The 22330-nt window shown below is 46.4% G+C and carries 20 protein-coding genes and 2 pseudogenes; all 22 read left to right on the top strand.

Annotated features, from left to right (window positions below; all coding sequences use genetic code 11):
• Positions 1–635: 635 nt before the first annotated feature.
• The 22 genes and pseudogenes from terL (at position 636) to JOC34_RS13635 (ending at position 22278) form a co-directional block, all read left to right on the top strand.
• Positions 636–2315 carry a phage terminase large subunit gene (gene terL / locus JOC34_RS13735; protein WP_239544383.1) on the top strand — a complete coding sequence of 560 codons (1680 nt, stop codon included), beginning with the start codon at positions 636–638 and terminating at the stop codon, positions 2313–2315.
• Positions 2316–2367: 52 nt separating this feature from the next.
• Positions 2368–3972, top strand: a complete 1605-nt coding sequence (locus JOC34_RS13730) for a phage portal protein (RefSeq protein WP_205137344.1) — start codon at positions 2368–2370, stop codon at positions 3970–3972.
• On the top strand, positions 3950–4186 hold the full coding sequence (locus JOC34_RS13725; protein ID WP_239544382.1) for a collagen-like protein: 237 nt from the start codon (positions 3950–3952) through the stop codon (positions 4184–4186). Before JOC34_RS13730 ends, JOC34_RS13725 begins: the two co-directional genes overlap by 23 nt.
• A 77-nt stretch (positions 4187–4263) precedes the next feature.
• The gene (locus JOC34_RS13720; RefSeq protein WP_205137342.1) at positions 4264–4821 is read left to right on the top strand and encodes a hypothetical protein; all 558 of its coding nucleotides are present in this window, start codon (positions 4264–4266) and stop codon (positions 4819–4821) included.
• Positions 4822–4838: 17 nt separating this feature from the next.
• Entirely contained in the window at positions 4839–5243 is a 405-nt protein-coding gene (locus JOC34_RS13715) for a hypothetical protein (RefSeq protein ID WP_205137341.1), read from the top strand.
• 31 nt (positions 5244–5274) lie between these two features.
• Positions 5275–6294 (top strand): major capsid protein, encoded by a 1020-nt coding sequence (locus tag JOC34_RS13710; protein ID WP_205137340.1) that lies wholly within the window; start codon positions 5275–5277, stop codon positions 6292–6294.
• A gap of 234 nt (positions 6295–6528) precedes the next feature.
• A complete protein-coding gene (locus JOC34_RS13705; protein ID WP_205137339.1) occupies positions 6529–6933 on the top strand; it encodes a hypothetical protein in 405 nt (134 codons plus the stop codon).
• Entirely contained in the window at positions 6933–7736 is an 804-nt protein-coding gene (locus JOC34_RS13700; RefSeq protein ID WP_205137338.1) for a structural protein, read from the top strand. Before JOC34_RS13705 ends, JOC34_RS13700 begins: the two co-directional genes overlap by 1 nt.
• A gap of 15 nt (positions 7737–7751) precedes the next feature.
• Positions 7752–8192 (top strand): hypothetical protein, encoded by a 441-nt coding sequence (locus JOC34_RS13695; protein ID WP_205137337.1) that lies wholly within the window; start codon positions 7752–7754, stop codon positions 8190–8192.
• On the top strand, positions 8114–8539 hold the full coding sequence (locus JOC34_RS22260; protein WP_420856150.1) for an HK97 gp10 family phage protein: 426 nt from the start codon (positions 8114–8116) through the stop codon (positions 8537–8539). The genes JOC34_RS13695 and JOC34_RS22260 overlap by 79 nt, the downstream gene beginning before the upstream one ends.
• 4 nt (positions 8540–8543) lie before the next feature.
• On the top strand, positions 8544–8975 hold the full coding sequence (locus tag JOC34_RS13685; RefSeq protein WP_205137335.1) for a hypothetical protein: 432 nt from the start codon (positions 8544–8546) through the stop codon (positions 8973–8975).
• Complete coding sequence (locus JOC34_RS13680; protein ID WP_205137334.1) at positions 8975–9502, top strand: phage major tail protein, TP901-1 family; 528 nt, start codon at positions 8975–8977, stop codon at positions 9500–9502. The genes JOC34_RS13685 and JOC34_RS13680 overlap by 1 nt, the downstream gene beginning before the upstream one ends.
• Positions 9503–9516: 14 nt before the next feature.
• Positions 9517–9783: a collagen-like triple helix repeat-containing protein gene (locus JOC34_RS13675; protein ID WP_205137333.1), complete on the top strand. Its 267-nt coding sequence runs from the start codon at positions 9517–9519 to the stop codon at positions 9781–9783.
• Between the two features lie 83 nt (positions 9784–9866).
• Positions 9867–10232, top strand: a complete 366-nt coding sequence (locus JOC34_RS13670) for a tail assembly chaperone (RefSeq protein WP_205137332.1) — start codon at positions 9867–9869, stop codon at positions 10230–10232.
• A 326-nt stretch (positions 10233–10558) separates the two neighbouring features.
• Positions 10559–10897, top strand: coding sequence for a phage tail tape measure protein (locus JOC34_RS13665; protein ID WP_205137331.1), 339 nt, complete (start codon positions 10559–10561; stop codon positions 10895–10897).
• A gap of 546 nt (positions 10898–11443) precedes the next feature.
• A pseudogene (locus JOC34_RS13660) lies at positions 11444–11749 on the top strand (phage tail tape measure protein); the annotation flags it as partial.
• A gap of 1021 nt (positions 11750–12770) precedes the next feature.
• Positions 12771–13313, top strand: a pseudogene (locus JOC34_RS22255) (phage tail tape measure protein); the annotation flags it as partial.
• 318 nt (positions 13314–13631) lie between these two features.
• Complete coding sequence (locus tag JOC34_RS13655) at positions 13632–16454, top strand: phage tail protein (RefSeq protein ID WP_239544380.1); 2823 nt, start codon at positions 13632–13634, stop codon at positions 16452–16454.
• 33 nt (positions 16455–16487) lie between these two features.
• Positions 16488–17363 (top strand): phage tail domain-containing protein, encoded by an 876-nt coding sequence (locus JOC34_RS13650; RefSeq protein WP_205137328.1) that lies wholly within the window; start codon positions 16488–16490, stop codon positions 17361–17363.
• A gap of 15 nt (positions 17364–17378) precedes the next feature.
• Entirely contained in the window at positions 17379–19457 is a 2079-nt protein-coding gene (locus JOC34_RS13645; protein WP_205137327.1) for a tail fiber domain-containing protein, read from the top strand.
• 98 nt (positions 19458–19555) lie between these two features.
• A complete protein-coding gene (locus JOC34_RS13640; protein WP_420856146.1) occupies positions 19556–22060 on the top strand; it encodes a phage tail protein in 2505 nt (834 codons plus the stop codon).
• Positions 22060–22278, top strand: a complete 219-nt coding sequence (locus JOC34_RS13635) for a hypothetical protein (protein ID WP_205137325.1) — start codon at positions 22060–22062, stop codon at positions 22276–22278. The genes JOC34_RS13640 and JOC34_RS13635 overlap by 1 nt, the downstream gene beginning before the upstream one ends.
• Positions 22279–22330 lie beyond the last annotated feature (52 nt).

The following is a 22330-nucleotide window of genomic DNA, read 5'->3' as shown; positions in this document are numbered from 1 at the left end:
GTATGTATGTCGATGCATAACAGCGGAAGTAGTTGGCGACAACAGTGGAGGCTGACCAACCGTTGATGCGTAAGGGTTACGACCATTGACGGAATATTCGGCAGTTAACATATTAAAGATTATCGGAAGCTATAATGTATAACGATGAATACGATATACATGCGGAATAGGGAAACCGGCGAAACAGGAAATCCGAGAATTCCGGAAAGCGGGCGGAGAAACAAAGAGGGGCGGGGCGGTTTATTCCGTGGCGCCGTCGCCAGGCACACCTTAACCGCGGATATCAAATTTTCACTTCGTCTTTTTACGTACACCTTCGCCACCCGACGCACCCTATTCGGACGCACCCCGCAAACAACGTAATACATAAACGCACACAGACGCCATTGAGCGTCTTTTTGTCGATGTCGTAGGCGAATACACCAAAGAACGCACAGTCACGCTGTAACACGCCTTAAAACGATGATTAGACGTATGTCAACGTAATAGTAACGCAATACAATCGAAGGTACACGAGAAGGGAGACGATAACTATCGCATTTGTTAACGGTAAATGGATTTCCGGCGCCGAACGGCGGGAACTAATCGATGTATATGTACAGTATATCGATATGCTCGACGAAAAGTATCCGGACATGAACGATCTATTAAGTGACCCGGACGTTGCATCTGATTACATCGAGAAGGCGGAAGAACTCGAACGTCTACGGCGGATTGAACGTTGTGAGATGGATACTTTACAGTTTGCGATCGAATATTTTAGCGAAGCAGGTAACCCGGGAAACGACGGTAACTGGGACGGATTTGATGTCGCAGATAAATCGGAGTCTCCGGAATTCCATAAGGAAATTAACGAGATTATGTCGGAAGTATCCTCGGAGAAAGTAAACGCGCAGGTAGCGGTAGCTGCTCCCAGGTCCCATGCGAAGAGTTCGTATCTATCGAAGGCATTCCCGATTCATCAGATCGTATATCGCCTCCGTAAGTACGTAATGATTATCTCAGAGACTCCGACAGTTTCGAAGGGTAACATGGAATGGGTACGTAATCAGATGAAGTATAACGATAAGCTACGGAATGACTTCGGCGCCCTGTTATCGCCAAAGGATCAGGCGAACGCACAGGATAACTCGGAGTCATTTATCGCGTGGTATCAAGACGGAGATAGAAAGCGCCAAGTTGCATTAGTCGAGGCGGCATCTACTGGACAGGCATTGCGTGGACGTAACTGGAACGGATCGCGACCGGATTTAATCGTATGTGACGATTTGGAGGACGCTAGACCAGGCGGTAACGCTTCTACGCCAGAACAGCGCGCTAACTTACGTAATTGGTTCAGTCAGACGGTTGTTCCGTTAGGCGACCCTAAAGGCGAACGTACTGCGATTGTCTATATGGGAACGACGGTACACTTTGACGCGTTACTTATACAGGTATTGTATCACCGGTCGGACTTTGAGACGCGGATTTATCGCGCCATTATTGACGAACCAACTAACGCTGACTTGTGGGAACAATGTCGGCTTATTTACGTTGATCGTGATAATCCGGACAGGAAAGCGGATGCTGACGCATTCTATAAGGATCATGAGGCGGAATTACTGGCGGGATCGCGCGTCTTATGGAACGACGTACAGCCGTTGTATAAGCTGATGAAATGGAAATGGGATAACGGAAGTAAGGCGTTTAACACGGAGTACATGAACAATCCGGTCGATGAAGAGTCGATGATATTTAATCCGGAAACATTTACGTATTGGGACGACCTTCATCCGGACAAGACATTCAATCACGCGGAACACACGATATCGATGGGCGTTGACTTTGCGATGGGTAAGAAAGAACGCGGAGACTACTCGGCTATATCCGTTGTCGCTCGTAATAAGGAAAGCGGAATAGTTTACGTTGTGGATTCGTACGGCGAGAGAGTTAAGCCTGACGCATTTATCGAGAAGATAGTCGAGATGACGCTTCATTGGGAGCCGGATGTAGTAGCGGTTGAGGCGCAGGCGGCACAGGAATTCTTTGCGGATATGTTAAAGGTCGAACTAGCAAACGCCGGTTATCCGTCATACACACGACTAAAGAAGATATTCCAGCGGACAAGGAAAGAGTTGCGAATCGAGGCGATGCTTCCTTCGGTCGAAAACAAGACGATCCAATTCAGCAGAAAGCATTCGCTACTACTCGAACAATTCGAGAGGTACGGACAGGGCGGTCACGACGATTTGCCGGACTCGTTAACAATGTCGGTAGATGCTTCGGCGGAAAGTGACGCGGTAGTTCGGACAGTTAAGCGTATGAATCGATGGTAGTGCGACATGAATCGATGGTAATACGAAAGATACCAGGAAAGGAGGCGGACAGATGGCGAAAAGATACCGAGGAATTATAGGCGATTATAATTTATTGTCGCCCGACGATATGAACGATATTTTATTTTCACCGTTTCAACAGGCGTTGGGAGTCGAAACATTCGAACGTATTCAGAAGCAGCTATCCAATTACGATTATTATTCCGGAAAACAGCACATCGATCCTCGCACGGGACAACTCGTCAAGGCGAAGGAACTCGAGCGCCCACCGGGATTCGACTATAAGCCTACGCGTTACGCCACGAACTATTTTAAGGCGATCGTTGACCGTAAGGCACGGTGGCAGATGGGCGGGACACACGGAATCAGCGTTCCACGTAAGCAGATTGACGATATCGCCGATGTGATAGCGGAAGGATATACGCCAAGCGATGCACAACGCAAGGAGAACCGCCGAGCGGAGGATTACGAACAACTTCTGTACAAGCTATGGGACGAAAATAAGATGCGCGCAAGATTGACGCAAGCTGCGCGGGATCGTCTTATTGCGGATAGGGTCGTATGTAAGATCGTATTCAATCAGCAGACGGGTAAGTTGCGGTGGATATTCCGACCGGATAGCGAATTTATTCCGGTTTATTCCGATGATGACTTCGAGGATTTAATCGGAGCGCATTTCGTTAAGGCGCGCAAGTGGGAAGTTAAAGGTAACGAGGTAGACGCGATACAGCTACAGTCATTTCGTTTAATTGACGGTCAGGCATGGCTCGAGGAAACGATACTACGCGAATCCGATTTGAAGCTTCTTAAAACAGTCGTCAAGCTATCGCCGATGGGACTAGATTTCCTTCCTGTTCAAACGTTCCCTGTGGACGAACTATTGGCGGAATCACTAGGGGAATCCGAGATCAGCGACCTACGCGAGCAGAATGATCGACTTAACCAGCTTAATGAGGACGCAATTGATTCGCTTAAATTCGAAATGTTCCCAATGACTGCGGTATTAAACGCGACAGTCGGAACAGCGGAACAAATGGAAGTATCTCCGGGCGCAGTCGTAGAGGCACGCGGTCATACCGACGGACAGACTCCGGATATTAAGAAAGTCGAAAGTGGATTCCGTTGGCGCGAAGCATTTAAGGATCAGTATGCGCGAGTTAAGGCGGCAATGCACGAGATTAGCGGATTACCGCAAATAGTTCCGCAAGAACTTAACTTCGGAGGACTTAACGGTGAGGCGTTACAGATACTGTTTCACGATATTATCACGGACACCGAAGAGCATTGGTTGTCGTGGGGATATAATTTATCGGAGTTACACGAGAAGTCAATCCGATACTTACAGGCGCGTACAGATTCGGACAAGTTTGCGTATGATAAGCCAGTCATCCGAGAAATTGGCGACGAATATACGAATGAGATGCGTTTCGTATTACCGTTACCGGATAACCGTAAGGAACTAGTCGAACTACTCGACCTAGAATCTGCGGCAGGTTTCGAATCAACGAAAGGCGCAATCGAGCGTCTAGGCGTAGAGAACGTACAAGCGAAGGTACAGGAAATCGAAAGCGAACGCAGTCGACAACGATCAGACAGCGATCCATACAGAGAAGAAGCGATCGGAGGTGATGACGATGGCAGAACCGATGTACAGTAACAAAACCGGAGGAATCCCCGGAGAGAAGGGAGATCCTGGCGAACCAGGTCCGGTTGGTCCGAAAGGTGATCCGGGAAATGACGGACAAGATGGCGCAAGAGGTCCGGATGGTCCTAAAGGAGATACCGGACCGCCCGGTAAAGACGCGGAACCACAATTCACGCAGGAACAGGTTGACGCATTATTAGCGTTAATCAACGAACCAGAAGCGTAATACCTCGACCGAAAAGTCGCTAAACTATCCGGAACAAAACTTCGCCGTCGGGCGTTAAGCGAGAGGAGACGATATTTATGCCAGAGGAAACAAACGAACAACAAACGCAATTACCAGTTACGGATCCAGTTAACGGCGAACAAGCGTCTGCGGAGACGGAAACTACCGAACAACCAGCCGAGACTACTCCGGAACAAAAGATACCGTATGACCGTTTTAAGGCGAAAGTCGACGAAGCAAATGCGCTAAAAGAACGGTTAGACAATATCGAGAAGCAACAGGCGGAGGACGAGCGGAAACGTTTGGAGGAAGCGCAGGACTACAAGAAACTGGCGGAGCAATATAAGGCCGATTTAGAAGCGCAGAAAGCAGACGTGCTTAACGCGAAGAAAGATACGTTATTGACACAGGCGGGATATACAGCGGAACAGATCGGATTACTCCGTAATACGGTTGTCGGAGAAACTGACGAAGATATTGCGAAGTCTATCGAAGATTTGAAGGCGGTTATTGCTCCAAAGCCGACATACGTCGATCCTAGTGCCGGAAATGGTGCGAGGGATAAAGCGGAGTCAGCCGACCCGTCAAGTTACGGGAGAGAGTTGTACGAAAGAGTATTTAATAAGAAAAAATAAAACTAGGAGGAATTTTAATGCCATTTTACACACCGAAATTCGAGGTAACTGATTTCAGCGGAGGAAAAGGGATTTTAGCGTCAGACCATTTACAATATTTAGAAGCGGGAGCTACTTTGGATGCTACTGCGTTCCCTACGGGAGATATCGGGGCAGGGAAGTTAATTGCACGTAATACGAGTACAGGCAAGTTTGAACCTGTGGCTGACATTACTGGTGACGAAGAAGAAGGAACCACGGGCTTAGAAGGATTCGACGAGTTCAGCGTACTAGAATACGGTTTTACAAATGACGGTAAAAACGATTTAATCGCAGGTTCCGTTATTGTTAGAGGTAGTGTTTATGAAGCTAAATTAGCCGACGAAGTATCAAATGAGTTCAAAGCACTTACACCGATGATTCGTTATGTATCACACAAATAATAAAAACACAAACTATTAGGAGGAATTTAATATGGCTAACGGTATTACGCAATTAGAAGAGTTTCAACAACCTGTATTGAAAGGATTGGTAGACGCAACGGTAGAGAACGTCATCCCTTCATTTGCAGATGAGTATTTACAAGATGAACAAATTTTCTCCCCTAACTTTACTTATGACATCTTTAAGGCGAATCCGTCGATCGCAGGATTTGTAGGGTATGGGTCAGAACCACCGGTAATGGATCGCGATGAAGTTGCAAAAGGTGTTGGAGAGGTAGCGAAAATGGGTCACAAATACATTATGACTTACGAGGAATTGATGGCTCTTCACCAGGCTAAAACAAACGATGAAACTAGAGCAATAGTGGATCGATTAGTAATGAAGAACTCTAAGCTAGTGGAGAACGTTAAAAAGTTAGCGAGTGTATCTAAGTTACAAGCAATCGCGCAAGGTACGTTTAGTTATGACCGCAACAAGGTCAAAATCAACGTGGACTACAAGGTTCCAGAAGACCATAAAATTGCGCTAACATCTGGTAATGATTGGGCGGAAGCGGATCATGATGTCATTGGTGACTTGCTAGAGTGGAATGAAAAGTATATCGAATCTAATGGTAAGCAAGCGGATTTAATTCTAATGACGCGTGAAACGCAAGCGTTATTATTAAAAAATGCCGTAATCGTAGCTGAGTCAGGCCGCCCAGAAAACGCTACCAGGGTAAATGCGGATGAGTTATCCTCAGTGCTAGGGGCGTACGGACTGCCAGCAATCAAAGTAATCACTGAGAGATTTAACGTGTTCGTTGACGACCACACAGGAGAAACTGTTCGACAAGAGTTGTTCCCAGTAAACCGTGTCGTATTCGTCTCTAAGGAAGTTGGTAAATTCTACTATGGCCCTACTTTGGAAAATAATATGAAGCCAGGTATTGTTCTACTTGCGGAAGACCTTCGCCAACCGATTCGATCTGTTGTAGAGGCACACGCAGCAGGATTCCCGGTAATTACTACGCCTAGCCTACTACTACATGCTGACGTATTTACACCGTAAGGAGACGATTAAATGGCGAAAATTAAAGTCGAAGTAACCGGAGCGATCGTCGATGGACACGCTCCCGGATCGACTATAAGCGTAGAAGGGAAAAGCGCGGAATATTTGGAGGGTATTGGGTACGTACGAATATTACCTAAACCCAAGCCGGCTAATAAGGAGTCAGCGCCTAAAGCGCCAGCTAAGAAGAAACCCGCGAAGGCTAAGGAGCCTACGACTAAATCATAAGGAGGGATGCCAACGATGGCGGACGAAGGTGTACGAGTAACTAAGGCGGATTTAGAAAAGCGCCTATATAGACGTTTTAAAGGTGTCCCCGGATTTACGGAGGATGACGCTACTGATCTAATTGACGAATCACTAATCGCCCACGGAGTGTCGCCGTCATCATCGGATGACATCCCGGATAGAAAGGTAACCCTCGTTATGCTGTACGCACAATCCGAAGGGGCTTGGACGATCGCTATATCAGTCGCACATTATTTTAAATATACGGACGGAGAAGAATCGGTCGACAAGTCAATGTTAGCGGACAGCTACCGCAAACTAGCGAGAGAATTACGTAGGGACTACGAGCGCGAAGAGAAGAAGGATATCGTCTCGTACTTCAAGGTCATGCGTAGATTGGATCGAGATTAATGCGTAGTCAGACGGAACTTGACCGTATGCTTGCGAAGATGACGAAGGATTATGCCACATTAAATAAAAAACAACAGGCGGATGCAATCCGGAACATTGGACGAGTAAAGGGCGAGATGTCGTACTTACTAGCGGATTATGCGGACAATGACGGGATTATCGATCGTAGGCGAATTAGCAGGGTTATGCGGGATATGGACGGAATCGAGCGGATTATACGCGAAGACAGTTCGGAATCTTTCGATAAGATTATCGAGGATACAGCGGAATGGACGACAGCCAAGATCGTAACAGCGCTTGGTGTTGCGTGGACGGCCGGCTTCATTATGCGGACGAATGAACGAATCGCCACTAGCGTAAAGAATCGTAGAGGTTCCGACTTACTACAGCTATCCGATCGCGTGTGGGACTTATCCGGCGGAATGAGGGACGAGTTAACGCAAGTTGTTCGATCCTCCATTATTCGCGGGGAAAGTGTTTCGCAGATGATTCCGAAGATACGAAAAGTCCACGATAACGAGACGTGGAAGATTCGTAGACTAGCGGTTACCGAAGGAAACACGGCTTACCGTAAAGGGACGGCCTATAACGCGTCGCAGAGCGGTAGTGTCAAGTGGGTACAGTTTCACGATGGTACGTGCGGTCATCGAGACCACTTTCGGCATAAATGTTACGAGTTGGTTAACGAGGATTGGTACGGACAGGGAGCGGGGATATTTAAGCCGTCAGATGACGAAATATTGTCGCCACATCCGAATTGTACAAGCTACATCTCATACGTTCTTGACGAGCGTTATCTGTAAAGGAGGCGGAGGTTAATGCTTACAAACGAAGATATCGAATTTATGAAACAAACACGTAAGGAAGTCGTCAAAAATCGTCGGCACGATATTACGATTTATTGGGAAATAGACGGAGAAAAAGACCCGTGGACTGGCGAACCTCTTGAACCTACTACGGATGACAAAGTAGTCAAGAGCGTTGTTACCGAGATAACAGCGATCAATAAGGGAGCTAACCGACTTATCATTAACGGAATAGAAGTCGAAGAAGGCGATATTCAGTTTAGTATCAGCATCGAGGATATCGTAAGTATCCCGTATTTTATGCGGGTGGACTTCGCTGATGACGAATACGACATTTTTGGTGACGTAAAGAACATAACGTACGACGAACGAGAATATACGGTCTTAGCGCAATCCAAGAAAGGTATCGGCGAACGAAACCGCGTCGAGTTTTTAGGGAGGCGGACGATATAGCTTATTTAAACGTAAAAGTCACGGGGATAGACGCAGCGCTTAAGAAGTTGAGCGACCGGACGCTCCGAAAAGACGTAGACGAAATAACGGGAACATACGCTAAGAAGATGGCGAACGAAAGCGCTCAAAAGGCGCCTGTGGATACGGGAGCGTTACGTAACTCGATTACGGCAAGCGTCAAAAAGCACGGAGACGCCGAGTGGTCGTATGGATCGAATCTTCCGTATGCTCGACGACAAGAGTACGAACACTCCACGAAAAAGGCGTTCTTCCGGGAATCCGTGTGGAATAATCGTGATCCGTATAAGAACGCGCTAGTAGCCCGTATTAAGAAGACGGGGCGGTGATTAGATGCAGCACGAAATAACGTCGTCTATTATGGCGCACTTGCAGTCTGCGGGGCATTCTGTCGTGTGGATATATCAAGGCGTAAAACTTCCGGGAACATTGCCGGTGGTAACCATCGAGCAGATGCAGAATAATAACGCGTTTATATCGAAAGGACGCGAGGCTGTCGAGACGACATACCGGCATCAAGTCGGACTAAGGGCGCGGACAGAAAGCGAAAAGACACGAATACAGAGCGAATTAAATCGGATATTTTTATTCGATAAATTCGATCTACTAGATACAACGGAGACACCTGCGCCAGTCGTAGGGTCTTTTTACGTTAGACCGGTAAGTATTGTCCCGATTATGGACGACACGGTTAACGACGAATCCGGAAAGCACCGGGTTTACTTCGACATTGAAGTCGAACAAATAACAAGGAGGTTTTATTAATGGCAGTAGAGTACAGAGGAGACGAAATTATTTTCGCGGTGTCAATTCCGAAGGGTGGAAGCGATAACGTATTACGCTTTTTTAACCAGACAGGTGGATCAAGTACGAAATCAGCGGACGAGATCGAGTTAGACACGAAGGATAAAACGGGATCGGATTATGGTAAGGTAACGCAGTCAGTCAGCTTGGAGGGTATTATTACCGAAGGTGACGAGACTGTCGATTATATTGACGAGGCAATGGACGATAAGAAGTTCGTTAAAATTTACGAAATTAATACGCGTACATTGGAAGCTAAGTCCGGTCTATATATGATTACTAACTTCGAGCGTACATTCAGTAATGGCGAGTATGCGACGTACACATTAGACGGATCATTAAACGGTAAGCGTTCCGAAGAAACATTGACGGAAGTACCAGAAGGAGCTCCGGAAAGTGACATCGAAGACCCGTCGGATGGCGGAGATGAATCCGAAGGGCAAAGCATTGGCGAGGCATCTATCGGAGACACCTTTAAAGTAGACTAATAGGAGGGTTATATTTGGCGACAAAAGAAGAACTAAAACAAACGTTTGTAACGGGAGCAGTCCCGACGGAGAGCGACTTTCATGATCTTATTGACGTTGCAGGTTCGCAAGGTCCTAAAGGGGAACCCGGTTCTGACGGAGATCAGGGTCCGACGGGTGAAACCGGCGCAAGCGGTTCGAACGGCGTTAGCGTAGTTGGCGCTACTTCTGACGGAGATAATATCGTTTTTGAAATGTCCGATGACGCTACTATCGAAGTTCCTTGGCCAACGCAAGAATAACGTAATAATAATAAATAACGGAAATCAAGGCGTCCTACATGGGCGCTTTTCTAATTATCTTATAAAAAGGCGGAGATTATATTATGGCTACATTCGAAATTGACGGTAAAGAGTACGATTTAAAGTTGACGTTTCCGAGCGTTAAATATCTTAATGGACAGCTTCAAGGCGGTCAAATGGAGGTAATTGGAAAAGCGCTCATGGCGGACTTGGAGTTCTTCCCCCACGTAGTACACGCGGGATTGTTCCATACTGACGAAAAATTCACGTATAAGAAAGTGGAGAAAGCGATCGAAAAGGCGTTCGACGACGAGAAACTTGATGCGTCGGATATGATGCGTATTTCGAACGAGGTAGTTACGGACAGTTTTTTCTACAGGAAGCTGACGGAGAAACTTCTAGCGGAGAGTCCGGAAGCAGCGGAAGCGTTGAAGAAACTAGCGAATTAAGTTTCGTAGATCAGGCTGTTTTCGACGGTTGGCGTTACTTACGTATACAGCCCGGCGACATTATGCGGATGACACCGAAAGAGTTCGGTCTAATAATGAAGGCGGAGACGGAAAGTACGTACGACCGTTACCAATTCGCCGCCGATACCGCCATGATGCAAGAGAAGGCGAGTCGTGCGAAGCGACCTAAGATTACGGACCTATTTAAGCGTCCAGTTGACGAAGAATTGGCGAGAAAGAAAACGGAAAGTATGGTCGAGCAAACGGAACATACGCAAGAGTGGTTATCTCAGTTCGAAATTACGTAGAAAGGAGGTAAGCCATATATGAACGATATATTAATCAAGATAGGCGGGGATATATCCGGTCTATCGCAATCCCTTTCGCAAGCGGGAAGTCAGCTAAAAGGATTTACGCAGGACGCGCAGAAGGGGTTTAACGCTATCGGGAAAGTCGGGAAAGTAGTTACTGCCGCAGGTGTCGGACTGTCAGTCGGACTTGGTGCGGCAGTAAAGACAGCGGCTAACTTCGATAGAGAGATGTCGCGAGTTGGGGCGCTAAGTGGTGCGACGGATAAGGAATTTAAGCAACTGACGGATACTGCGAAGCATCTCGGCGAGACGACAGTTTATTCGGCTAAAATAAATTGGCCAGTTGCGGGGTAACTCGCAGCCAAAAACAGTGGGTGAATTCGGGGAAGCCTCAGCGCTTAGTGGCGGTGGTAATCCCGAGCCAAGACGGACGAGAAATCGACGTAAGGTGTAGAGACTAACGCACACGACCTTAGCGCCTTGTGGCGTAGGTTATGAAGCGACACGAGCGCCCACAACCCTTCCCTAATAGGAGGGTTATGATATAGTCCCATCCTCCGTGGAAATGCGGAGTAGTAGGATAAAGAACCTACTTATAAGATCATGACAGAGGCAGCAGACGGTAGAATCCTGCCGTCTTTAAATCGGGCAATATCGGTGGAGGCTGGAGTATCTTAATAGATATTACGTTAATACCGAGATAACTGCGACACCACGCAGTATCGTAGAGCATAGGCGGTGAGCGTTAAGGAAGCAATAACCCGCCCAAGAGTGTCCGACGTAATGAAGCCTTCTGCGGGTGGAGCGAAAATGTATGCCGAACCGTGTACGAATAGACGTACAATCATGCGGAGAAATCCCCGGAGGTAGCGGATAAAAAGCCGTTACGATAACAATTTGATGGCATTCTTAGCAATGGCAGGATATAAATCCAATGAAATTATAAAAGCGATGCCGGGCCTTCTCGATATGGCAGCGGCAGGTCAACTGGACCTCGGAACCACCGCCGACATCGCGTCAAACATTCTTCAAGGTTTCGGACTGCAAGCGGAAGACACCGGACGAGTCGCCGACGTACTGACGAAGGCGTTCACGAGTTCGAATACCACGCTAGATATGATCGGAGATACGATGAAATACGTTGCTCCACAAGCGGCGGCTGCGGGGTATTCTCTCGAAGAAATGGCGGCGGCGTCCGGACTATTGGGTAAGCAATCGCATTGCCCGGCTGTTGAGAAATTGGCAGCATAAACTATTGTGTGAAAACGGTGGAGGCTAAATTAATGGGGAAAAAGGATTGCGTATACTGTGGGGACAGATACGAAAGCAAAGTAAAGACACAAATGTATTGTTCTAGGGATTGTCGAATGGAAACTATGAAGGTAAGCAAGGACTGCGAGTATTGCGGTAATACATTCAGAACACGCCATAAATCTATCTACTGTTCCCGGTCTTGTTCCGTGAGAGGCAGCAGAGGTGCTAAATTAATAGACTTAGAGTGCCGAAATTGCGGAGATGTTTTTAGACGCAAGGAACATGAAATAAAGGGGTCTAAAGTAGGTAACTTCTGTAATAGATCCTGTTGGAATGAGTTCAATAGTAAGTCTAAGGGAAAGGATCACCACAGATATTCTAGTAAAGATGTGACTTGCTTTTATTGTGGAACCACCTTTATAAGAGAAACTAATCAGGTGAAAAGAAACGAAAACCAATTCTGCTCATCTGAATGTTACATGAGCCATATCCACAACCCGACACTAACAGATGAAGAAAGACGCGAAAATAGAGATTACCCTGAGTATCGGGCGTGGAGAAGTAGTGTGTATGAACGAGACGGATACACTTGTCGTAAATGTAACAAGGTCGGGTCGCGGATTGAGGCACATCATATATTTAATTTTCATTCACATCCTGAGTTAAGGACGGAACTTGGTAATGGAATAACATTTTGCGTTGACTGCCACAAGGAGTTTCATAAAACGTATGGTAATAGATTTAACAATAAGGATCAGATTAAAGAGTTTATTTAGAATCCCACCCATTAGTAAGTTAATACCGTGCCAAGCCGGAAGGAAACGACCGGAAGGTGTAGAGACTATGCGGAGTAAGCTAAGGCTAATCTAAGCAGAAACGCGCACGAGCGCACAACACCTTAACGAGGGATGTCGAAGGTGAAGATATAGTCCCATCCTCACTGAAAGGTGAGTAACCGTTTAAACGGCGGTTTATAAGGAGAAAGAATGCGGGCATTCAAGCGTCCATGGCGGGAACCTCGTTACGGTCGATGATCGAACGATTCGCCGGACCTGTTCCGAAAGCAGCGGATTTAATGAAGCAACTCGGAATCGAGGTAACGGATGCCGACGGTAATATGAAGTCCCTTGCGGATATAGTCGAGGAGGTTACGAAAGGTACGGAAGGTATGGGTAACGCGCAGAAGATAGCGGCAATCAAGACGCTAGTGGGCTCGAGGGCAGCGGCGTCATTTATTGCGCTAATGGAAGCCGGACCGGATACCATGCGCGAGTTTACGAAGGAACTAGAAAATAGCGGAGGTACTGCCGCGGAGATAGCTGCGAAGCAACTCGATAACTTATACGGAGCCTTAATCCTACTTAAGTCAGCGATAGAAGGCGCAGCTATCTCGATCGGACGTGCGTTAATGCCGGCAATATTGGCGATAACTAAGGTTCTGACGAAAGTAGTCGGATGGTTTAACTCGTTATCAGACGCTACTAAGTCGTATATGGCGATTACTACAGCGGTAATAGCGGTACTATTGCTATTCCTTGGACCTCTACTCATGCTAGTCGCTATTATACCGGCAGTAGTCGCAGGGTTCTCGGCAATAGCGGCAGCCCTCGGAGTAACAGCCGGAGCATTGGCGGCGACACTCGGAATAATATCGGCAGTAGCGTTAGCGGTGCTTGCGTTAGTCACGGCGGTCGTATTCGCATATAACGAATTTGACTGGTTCAACAAGGCGGTCAAGGCGGTATTTTCCGGAATAGCAACGGGAGTAACTGTAGCGGCAGTAGCCGTCAAGGACTTCGCAGTATTTATCGGAAAAGCATTAGCGGCGGCATTTGTGGCGTTATGGAACGCAATAGGTCCGGCAACAAAAGCAATCGGCGAGTTTATCAAGTATCTCGTCGTCAGCTATGTTAACGGGTATATAGCGGTAATGAAAGTACTATGGACGGTGTTTTCGACTGTCGCGGTGTTTATCGGAAAAGCAGCGGTAGCAGTCGGTAAATTCGTCGGGGCAATAGCGGTGGGCTACGTTAAAGCGTATGTTTCTGTAATAAAATCGCTAGCCACGTTTTTCACCGAATTAGCGTCGTCTATATGGGACGCTTATGTAAGTATGGCGGAATTCGTCGGTTCTCTAGCGACGTCAGCAATCGAATCGGCTGCGGAATGGCTTGGTAAGATGGCGATTAAAGCGACGGAATTAGCTTCGGCGTTAAAGACGAAAGCCATCGAGTTATTCACGACAACTATGGAAAAACTAGCGGGAATTGGCGATACTGTCGTAGGATTCTTCGACGGATTAGCCGACAAAGGATTTACGTTGGGCGAGGCGTTTAAGTGGTTGGCGGGGCCAGTTGCGTCGGTTGCGATGATAATTGCCGGACTTAGCGGTTGGGTCGGCGTACTAATTAGCGTACTTATATTCCTAACGACCAAGACGAATATTATTACGGATATGATTAAGGTATTCAAAGGCGAGTTAGAGTTCAGCGAAGCTATATCGAATATGGGCGACATGGCGTCCGCCTTTATAACAAATCTAGCGGACATGCTTACGTCTGCAATAACTACGGGAGCGGAAATAATCGTAAGCCTTATCGAGGGCATGGCGGACGCACTTCCGGGGTTAGTCGAGACAGGTACGCAAGCTATGACGGACTTTATAGAATCGTTAACGGAAAAGCTTCCCGGGATTATTGAAACGGGAACAGAAGCGGTCGAGTCGTTCGTCGAAGGTATATCTACGGCGCTACCTAAAGTAATAGAATCGGCGGTCGGAATTATCGAAAAATACGTCGAAACTATTACGAGTAATCTTCCGAAAGTTATCGAGTTAGGCATGTCGATTGTGACGACGTTGATTGAGGCGGTCACTAGCGCATTACCGATGGTCATTGATACAGCGATATTACTACTAACAACGTGGATAGATACGCTATCAACGCTGCTTCCTATGATCATAGAAGTCGGGATATCGATAGTCACTACGCTGGTAGGCGCGCTCGTTGATGCGTTACCTATGATTATCGAGATTGCGGTATTATTGCTAACTACAATAGTCGAGACAATTATTAAATTAATTCCGTTAATTATAGATACGGCGTTAACGATTGTTACCACATTATTCGATACGCTAGTCGCAGCTCTTCCTATGCTTATAGAGGCTGGGATTATGATTATCACTACGTTAATTGACGCAATGATCGAATTACTGCCGATGATTATAGATTTGGCGATAACGCTGATCTCAACGATCATAGAGACGATAGTCGACTTGCTACCGACGATAATTGACGCAGGAATAACGATAGTGACTTCATTAGTTGACGGAATTGTCGAGGCACTTCCTGCGATTATAGACGCGATCATTTTACTTGTAACATCTATCATTGAGATAATTGTCGATAATCTTCCGGTCCTTATTGACGCGGGAATCCAGATTCTCATGGCGTTAATCGAAGGAATAGTTTCTGTACTACCGGTGTTAATCGACGCTGCTATTCAAATTGTTGTCGCTTTGTTAGGCGTTCTAGTAGACGCACTTCCGGCGCTGATTGACGCAGGAATCCAGATACTATTGGCGTTGATTGACGGTTTAATCCAGGTAATCCCGACACTTCTTGATGCGGTATTACAAATTATAGTGGCGCTGGTCGGGGCGATTATAGATGCACTCCCGAAGATAATAGCGGCTGGGGGTAAAATCTTAATGGCGTTGATAGAAGGAATTATTGAGATATCCCCGCAATTATGGAAAGCCGGAATAAACTTAATCATCGAGTTAGCTGATGCAATTGTTGGCATGGGCGGAGAATTATTCGATGCCGGTGTAGACATTCTCGGAAAGCTTGTTTCCGGAATATTAGAAGTATCCGGAGACGTAATTAGCGCTGGATGGGATTCGGTTAAGTCATTCCTCTCAGGAATAACAGATAAACTAGGCGACGTTACGAAATCTGGCGGAGAGATAATTGTTAAGATGGTCGCGGGTATTACGGAGAAACGCAATAACATGATCTCATCAGCGCGGGAGTCCGTAGCTAATTTTATAAACGGTATCATCGAGAAATTCGGGGAACTTCTTCTTGTCGGCGGAAAAATTGTCGGTAAGTTAGTCGAAGGAATTAAAGAAAAAATCAGCGACATGGTTACCGCAGGTGGAGACCTTATTAACGGACTTAAAGAAGGAATAAATAGTAAGGCGAAGGACGTAGCATCGGCGGCTAAATCAGCAGCATCCAGCGCAGTAACAGGCGTTACGAAATTCCTGAAAATATTCTCGCCATCACGCGTATTTATGAAGTTGGGTGAGTATACTGGCGAAGGATTGGCGTTAGGTATCGCAGGCATGTCGAAGAGAGTCGCGGATTCATCACGCAAACTCGCGGAAGCAGCGATGATTGATCCTCCGCAAATAGATGTCGGATATGTTACGCCACAAGGTGCGATGTCAGCGGGCGGATTTAACGCGTCTGTGCGTCACGAACTAGATCGCGGAGACAATAACGACTCTGCGGTACTGTCGGAAATTCGCGACGAACTGCGCAAGCAGAAGCAGATGATCGTCGAGATGGACGGACAGCGCGTCGGTGAGGCGGTAACTCCGCACGTTAACGGAAAGAACGCGATAGACTCGACGGTACGACGGTACTTCTAACGAAGCGCCGTCCGAGAGGAGGAATAACGTCTAATGGACGTACAAATAACGAAAATGAACGGAGACTCCTTCCGACTGTCCGAATATGACGTAACGGTGCGCGACTTTATTGTCGGCAGTATTCCGGTAACGGGCTTATATGGGACGGTGGAAGGACGAGCAGGAACGGTAGATTATGGCGCTGATTTCGGTCAGCGTCCGATCACCGTTCCTTTTTATATGGAAGCGAACGACATGGCGGATTATCCGCTGTTAAGGGACGAGTTGTTTGCGTTAGTTATATCGCAAGAGCCGTTTTATATACGCGAGATTAGGCGCGCGGAATATCAGACGGGCGATAACCGACTGATTAGCGGCAAGAGGTATAAGGTGCGGATAGCTGGCGAATTTAATATCGAGCAACAATTCCGATATGGATTCGGAGAGTTGGCGTTTGAGACGGTGGATTTACCTTATGCGGAGAGCGTCGGGACTACGCAGGATATTCAACGCGATGGCATATCGTCAGAATCGGAGTTATGGGGATTCGGGATAGGTTTACAGTCCGATGACAAAACGCTGGATTACACGTTTAGTGGGACAGATTTTCCCGTATTCAATGCCGGTAATGTCGGAATACACCCGTTCATGCAGGAAATGAAGATTACAATTAAAAATACCGAGGAGTCTACCGGTTATATCGAATTGAAGAACAAGACAAACGGAACAAGTATTCGTATAAACGAAGGGATTAAAGATGATCAAATAATTTCAATAAATGGCGCGAATGTAACAATTAATAACTTAGTTATCGATCCCCGCAAAACCAATCGAGGAGTATTACAAATAAGCCCCGGATGGAACGAATTTACAATTTTAGGGGCGGCTGGTATTAATATAGATTTTGATTTTAGGTTTTATTACTTCTGAGAAAGGGGAGATTATTTGGAACGATTTATCGTTGACTCATTGTGGGACAGAGTAACAAGAAATGACATAAATAACAACTTTGAGTATCTATTCCGAGGAGTAGATGATATAGCCGGTCTAATTACAGAAAGAGTTTATAGTGAGATAGTAGACGGGGCAAAGCTAGAATGGAAAGAGCCTGTCAACTCGTTGGACGAATTACCTGACGAATCCCTTGAGGGGGAAGTTCGAATGGTACGTGATACAGGAAAAGTATATAGGTTCAATGGAAAGGGCTGGCTAGAGATACAGGAAATCAATACAGGCCCAGTTAATGAAATTGATGATCGTTTGAATGAGAAAATAGACACTAATTTTAAGGACGTTACAAGTAAGTTGGAAGATTTAACAACCAACGTAAAATCGCATGGCGCAGTAGGTGATGGAGAGGTTAATGACACTGATGCTGTATTGAGTGCGGATTCAATAGGAAGAGTTTTGTATTTCCCTCCTGGGGTCTACATTTTAGACGTTTCTCCAAGTCAGAAGTCATACGGGGATGGGGCTACGTTAATAGTGGAAGGGTATAGAATGACTTTAGATGATAAAGCCCTAGAAGTTAATAGTATGTGGCAGGATTATATAAGGTTAAATAATACGGACTTAGGGATAAACGCAGGGAAGAGATTAGACGATAGGAATTACGGTAATGTTGCTGTCGGAAATAACGCGCTAAAAGACGCCCAAGATCGCACAGTAAAGAATATCGCTATCGGACACAACGCAATGCAGAGAGCGTATTGGAGTTACCAAAATGTAGTGCTAGGTACTGATGCTGGAAGGGACTCCGCAATGCTCGAGCGAAATACTATTATAGGAAGCAACGCAGGGCTGACGATGGGTGATGACAATGTCACGGATACTCATTCCTACTTTAGCGAATGGCGCCCGACTGACGATTTAGATGATGTATGGCCAGAGTGGAGGTCGTACGCAGGTACAATTGAGGACCCTAATTTTAAGGCGGTTAATCGCGCAGACGCCAAGGGTAACACGGCATTAGGAAGAAACGCGATGGGGTGGACGATTACCCCAACATACTGTACGGCTGTCGGTTATAATGCGTTAGAGAAGGCTTTCAATGGAATTAACACCGTTGCAATAGGCGAAGGGGCCTTATATAATGGTGTTAAGTCAGAAGATTCTGTTGTGATTGGCAATAGGGCGAATGAGAATAACGCTGACAATCAAGGCGACACTTCTGTAGGTTATAACGCTATGCAAAAAGTCGTCCACAGTTCTTTTAATGTTGTGATGGGATACCAGGCCTTAAGCGGTTTCGATATGACTGATACAAGCAAGAAGTTATCGGATAACGTAGCGATTGGTAGATTTTCTATGGGTAACACAAGTGGAGCGGTAACTTCCAATGTGGCCGTAGGAGCGAGCGCTATGCGTTATGGACAAGGTAATTTTAATGTCGCTATCGGACAGCAGTCCCTCCAAGATAATTCAGGTGGATCTAATAACGTTGCAGTTGGTTATAACTCCGCAAAGTCGCTTAAGAGCGCGACTAGTATAACGGCGCTAGGCTACAACGCTCTAAATAATTCTTCTATGGATGGTCTTTCAAATATCACCGGAGTTGGCCAGAATTCATCTGTAACAGCGAGTAACCAAATTCAACTAGGTAACAGTTCCGCGACACCTACGGCATTTAATCCTCTGCAAGTTAGAAGTGATAGGAGGGATAAACTTGACATAGAGGACACCCAACTAGGTTTGAATTTCATTAATAAATTAAGACCCGTACAATATCGAACTAACTTTCGAGAGGCTTATATTGACTACGATAAGGACGGCAACCCCGTAAATCTAAAAAATGACGGAAGCCGCGCTGGAACACGTAAACATCAAGGGTTAATAGCGCAAGAGGTTAAACAAGTAATAGATGATATAGGTATCGACTTCGCGGGGTATCAAGACCATAAAATAGGTGGCGGTCAGGACGTCCACTCTTTAGGGTATGAGGAATTAATCGCACCTTTAATAAAATCAATACAAGAGTTATCTGAACAGGTCAATTTTTTAGAATACAAGATATTAAATCAGTAGATTAGTAGTATTATTTGGAGAAGAGGTGAGAAATTATCGAGAATAACTTTATAACCCCAGTATTCCAGGTAGGAGGTCAGTCGGAACCACCGATACAAGTGGACAATGTCTCGTACGTCCGTAACTTAAACGGTGAAGAGTTTCCGGTGCAAGCGACCATCACGCACGATCTCGAACTTAATGGAAACCAGTCAATATCTTTCAGCGTACTCCCGACGAAAGTCAACGCAACTTTCATAAATGACATCGCGGAGATGTGGGAGGTAATTGACGGTAATGACGTCGTACACAAAATAATCTACGCGAAGAAGAAAGGCGAGGGGTCGCTATTAAACGTCGACATCAAAGCGGTACCGTTATTCTTCGATACGATGGATAATGAACGTATCTACGAAGAATACAACGAACACATGACGGCGATTTCGGCGTTCACTAAGATATTCGAAGGCATGCCGTTCGGTTTCGTCCTATCCGACGTATTTGATGCGGTCGAGTGGGAAGGATTTGGCGCCGGGGAGTCGCGGTTAGAAACGTTTAAGCGGGCTTTAGATAGGTATAAGGCGGAGTTCCGCATCGTCGGAAACACCGTTTACATCGAGCGCCAGATTGGACGGGATACATCTTTCGTGTACCGATATAAGCTTAACGCGTCAAACATCGTCAAGGAGATCGACGCTAATGAGTATTGGACGTACGCCAAGGGATACGGTAATTACGGAAATGAGGGCGAAGGTGACGGGGAGTCTAGCGACTGGCAGGACGCCAAACTAATACGGGAATATACGTCTCCTCTAGCGAAGATACTAGGAATACGCCACGCGCCTCCGATCAAAGACGGACGTATCTCGACCGCCTCCCGTATGGACAGCGGACTAAAGGCGTTAGTTGACGAATCACTAAAGATAAGCATTACAACGGACATACACGATTTACGACGTCAGGGCTACGCATTAGCGCAGCCGGAACTCGGGGATCGTGTTTTTGTTATCGATGAAAGGATCGGACTAGACGAAGAAGTCCGCGTTATTGACGTTTCAGTGACGAAGGATTGGCGAGGTAATGTCGTCGATATGAAACTGACAATCGGTTCGGAATCGTTGACTAAACGCCATCAGTCGAATATGAGTACGGCGGTTGACCGGATTAACGAATTAGTCGAGGGGCGCCGCAAGTTACCATTTAGCGTACTTGACGATGCCGTAAGGAACGCGACTAGAGCATTACAGAACGCGCAGACGGAATTGTCATTCGGTATAAACGGCATACTTGCGGTCGATAAACGTAACCCGAATTTACTGACGTTGCTTAATTCGGCAGGAATTGGGATTAGTAACGACGGAGGAAATACGTTTAGGACTGCGATGACGGGGGATGGCATAGTTGCCGATGTTATTACGGCTGGAATATTGAACGCAGATCAAGTAGCGATACAAGGCGGGTCAGGCAGAAATTTCATCTATATGAGTGGTGACCACTTTGAGGCGCACGGTACGTATACTAGGACATGGTGGGGTCAGACGAAAGAGCACGAAGTTGGAATACAGATGCGTAACGGTTACTTATTAGCGGAAAACTATAACGAAGATAAGAGACTTTACTACTCGGATCACGGGATATCAACGTTTATTCGGGGATATGATGACGAAAGTAGTAATCAGGAGTACAGTGGTTCTGGTGTTATCGAATTCTTTTCGCACATGTACGACAGTACCGTGAGAGGTATGTCGCTGTTTTCTAACCGGGGTACTATAGGAATACGGACAAACTATCGTGATATTATATTAGATGCTGACAAAGACGTCGACATAAGGACCGGTAGAGGCGTTATCAACTTACGCCCGACTGAGACAGGGAGAGTAGGTAATAACGTATTTCAATTTTACGTAAAGGATCACACTAGTCCCAGCGATACTGACGGTGTAATCCGTTATGGATCGCCTAGTTCCGGGTTTGGTAGTGGCGTGAGATTTAAGAAATCAGCGTCCGGGAGGTCAACCGTATATGCAACGGACGGAGACGGGACACCTAACGCTGGTGACTTCTCCGCAGGGTATATGAACGCTACCTATGACATATCTGCGCGTAATCTTATAGGAGATTTACAAACCAGGTCTACTAACTTATATCTTATGACTTCCGGCGGTGAAGGCGAGGTCCGAGTAACCAATTTGAACGGTAATAATAATGGGAGTCCGTCGTTCAGAGATTTTCGAGCAAGGCATATTCGCGGAAACTCTATAAGAGTCAATGATAGCGGGGCGAACTTCTATATTGGAACCTCAACTGGTGAGGTACGCATTACCACTAACGAAATGGGCGGCGGAGATGCAGTAAGTTATCGCCCTATTAAAGCGTATAGATTCTTATTACCTAACGGAAATGAAGCGATTGCGTCCGGAACATTTTCACTGCTTTCTCTACGCCCTACTGAGAACGAAGGAACTGAGTTAGTAAGAGAAATAGACTTATTAAGAACAACGAACGAGGGTAGGCCCGCATACAGGATTAATGGGCTTGACGTTGCTGTGGACGACGTGGTAGCAAGTCTTGTGAAAAGTAACCAGGAGCTGACGAACAGAATTGAATTATTGGAGGATAAATAATGAATAATAACGAACAACCGACGTACGAACAATTAACCACGCAACTACGCCGCCAGAACACGCTAATCCAAGCGTTACAAAACGAAGTGGGCGCACTTACAGGCGAAAAACTCGCGGTATCTATCGCGTATCAAGAATCGCAGAAGGAACTCGAGAAGGTACAGGCGGACAAGGTTGCGGAACTTGACGCGCAAGCAGACGAAGAGTCCGCGAAGTAAATAGCGGAGGAGTTTACGGCTCCTCCTAGCCGAACCGCACGGGGTCGTCCTT

The sequence above is a fragment of the Virgibacillus halotolerans genome, from assembly GCF_016908515.1.
Taxonomy (GTDB): domain Bacteria; phylum Bacillota; class Bacilli; order Bacillales; family Amphibacillaceae; genus Virgibacillus_M; species Virgibacillus_M halotolerans.
This window is presented reverse-complemented; position numbering and strand designations above follow the sequence as displayed.

Excerpts from the sequence above, each read along its gene's own strand:
- terL (WP_239544383.1), top strand. The coding sequence starts at position 636 with ATGAACGATCTATTAAGTGACCCGGACGTTGCATCTGATTACATCGAG.
- JOC34_RS13730 (WP_205137344.1), top strand. The coding sequence starts at position 2,368 with ATGGCGAAAAGATACCGAGGAATTATAGGCGATTATAATTTATTGTCG.
- JOC34_RS13725 (WP_239544382.1), top strand. The coding sequence starts at position 3,950 with ATGGCAGAACCGATGTACAGTAACAAAACCGGAGGAATCCCCGGAGAG.
- JOC34_RS13720 (WP_205137342.1), top strand. The coding sequence starts at position 4,264 with ATGCCAGAGGAAACAAACGAACAACAAACGCAATTACCAGTTACGGAT.
- JOC34_RS13715 (WP_205137341.1), top strand. The coding sequence starts at position 4,839 with ATGCCATTTTACACACCGAAATTCGAGGTAACTGATTTCAGCGGAGGA.
- JOC34_RS13710 (WP_205137340.1), top strand. The coding sequence starts at position 5,275 with ATGGCTAACGGTATTACGCAATTAGAAGAGTTTCAACAACCTGTATTG.
- JOC34_RS13705 (WP_205137339.1), top strand. The coding sequence starts at position 6,529 with ATGCCAACGATGGCGGACGAAGGTGTACGAGTAACTAAGGCGGATTTA.
- JOC34_RS13700 (WP_205137338.1), top strand. The coding sequence starts at position 6,933 with ATGCGTAGTCAGACGGAACTTGACCGTATGCTTGCGAAGATGACGAAG.
- JOC34_RS13695 (WP_205137337.1), top strand. The coding sequence starts at position 7,752 with ATGCTTACAAACGAAGATATCGAATTTATGAAACAAACACGTAAGGAA.
- JOC34_RS13685 (WP_205137335.1), top strand. The coding sequence starts at position 8,544 with ATGCAGCACGAAATAACGTCGTCTATTATGGCGCACTTGCAGTCTGCG.
- JOC34_RS13680 (WP_205137334.1), top strand. The coding sequence starts at position 8,975 with ATGGCAGTAGAGTACAGAGGAGACGAAATTATTTTCGCGGTGTCAATT.
- JOC34_RS13670 (WP_205137332.1), top strand. The coding sequence starts at position 9,867 with ATGGCTACATTCGAAATTGACGGTAAAGAGTACGATTTAAAGTTGACG.
- JOC34_RS13665 (WP_205137331.1), top strand. The coding sequence starts at position 10,559 with ATGAACGATATATTAATCAAGATAGGCGGGGATATATCCGGTCTATCG.
- JOC34_RS13650 (WP_205137328.1), top strand. The coding sequence starts at position 16,488 with ATGGACGTACAAATAACGAAAATGAACGGAGACTCCTTCCGACTGTCC.
- JOC34_RS13635 (WP_205137325.1), top strand. The coding sequence starts at position 22,060 with ATGAATAATAACGAACAACCGACGTACGAACAATTAACCACGCAACTA.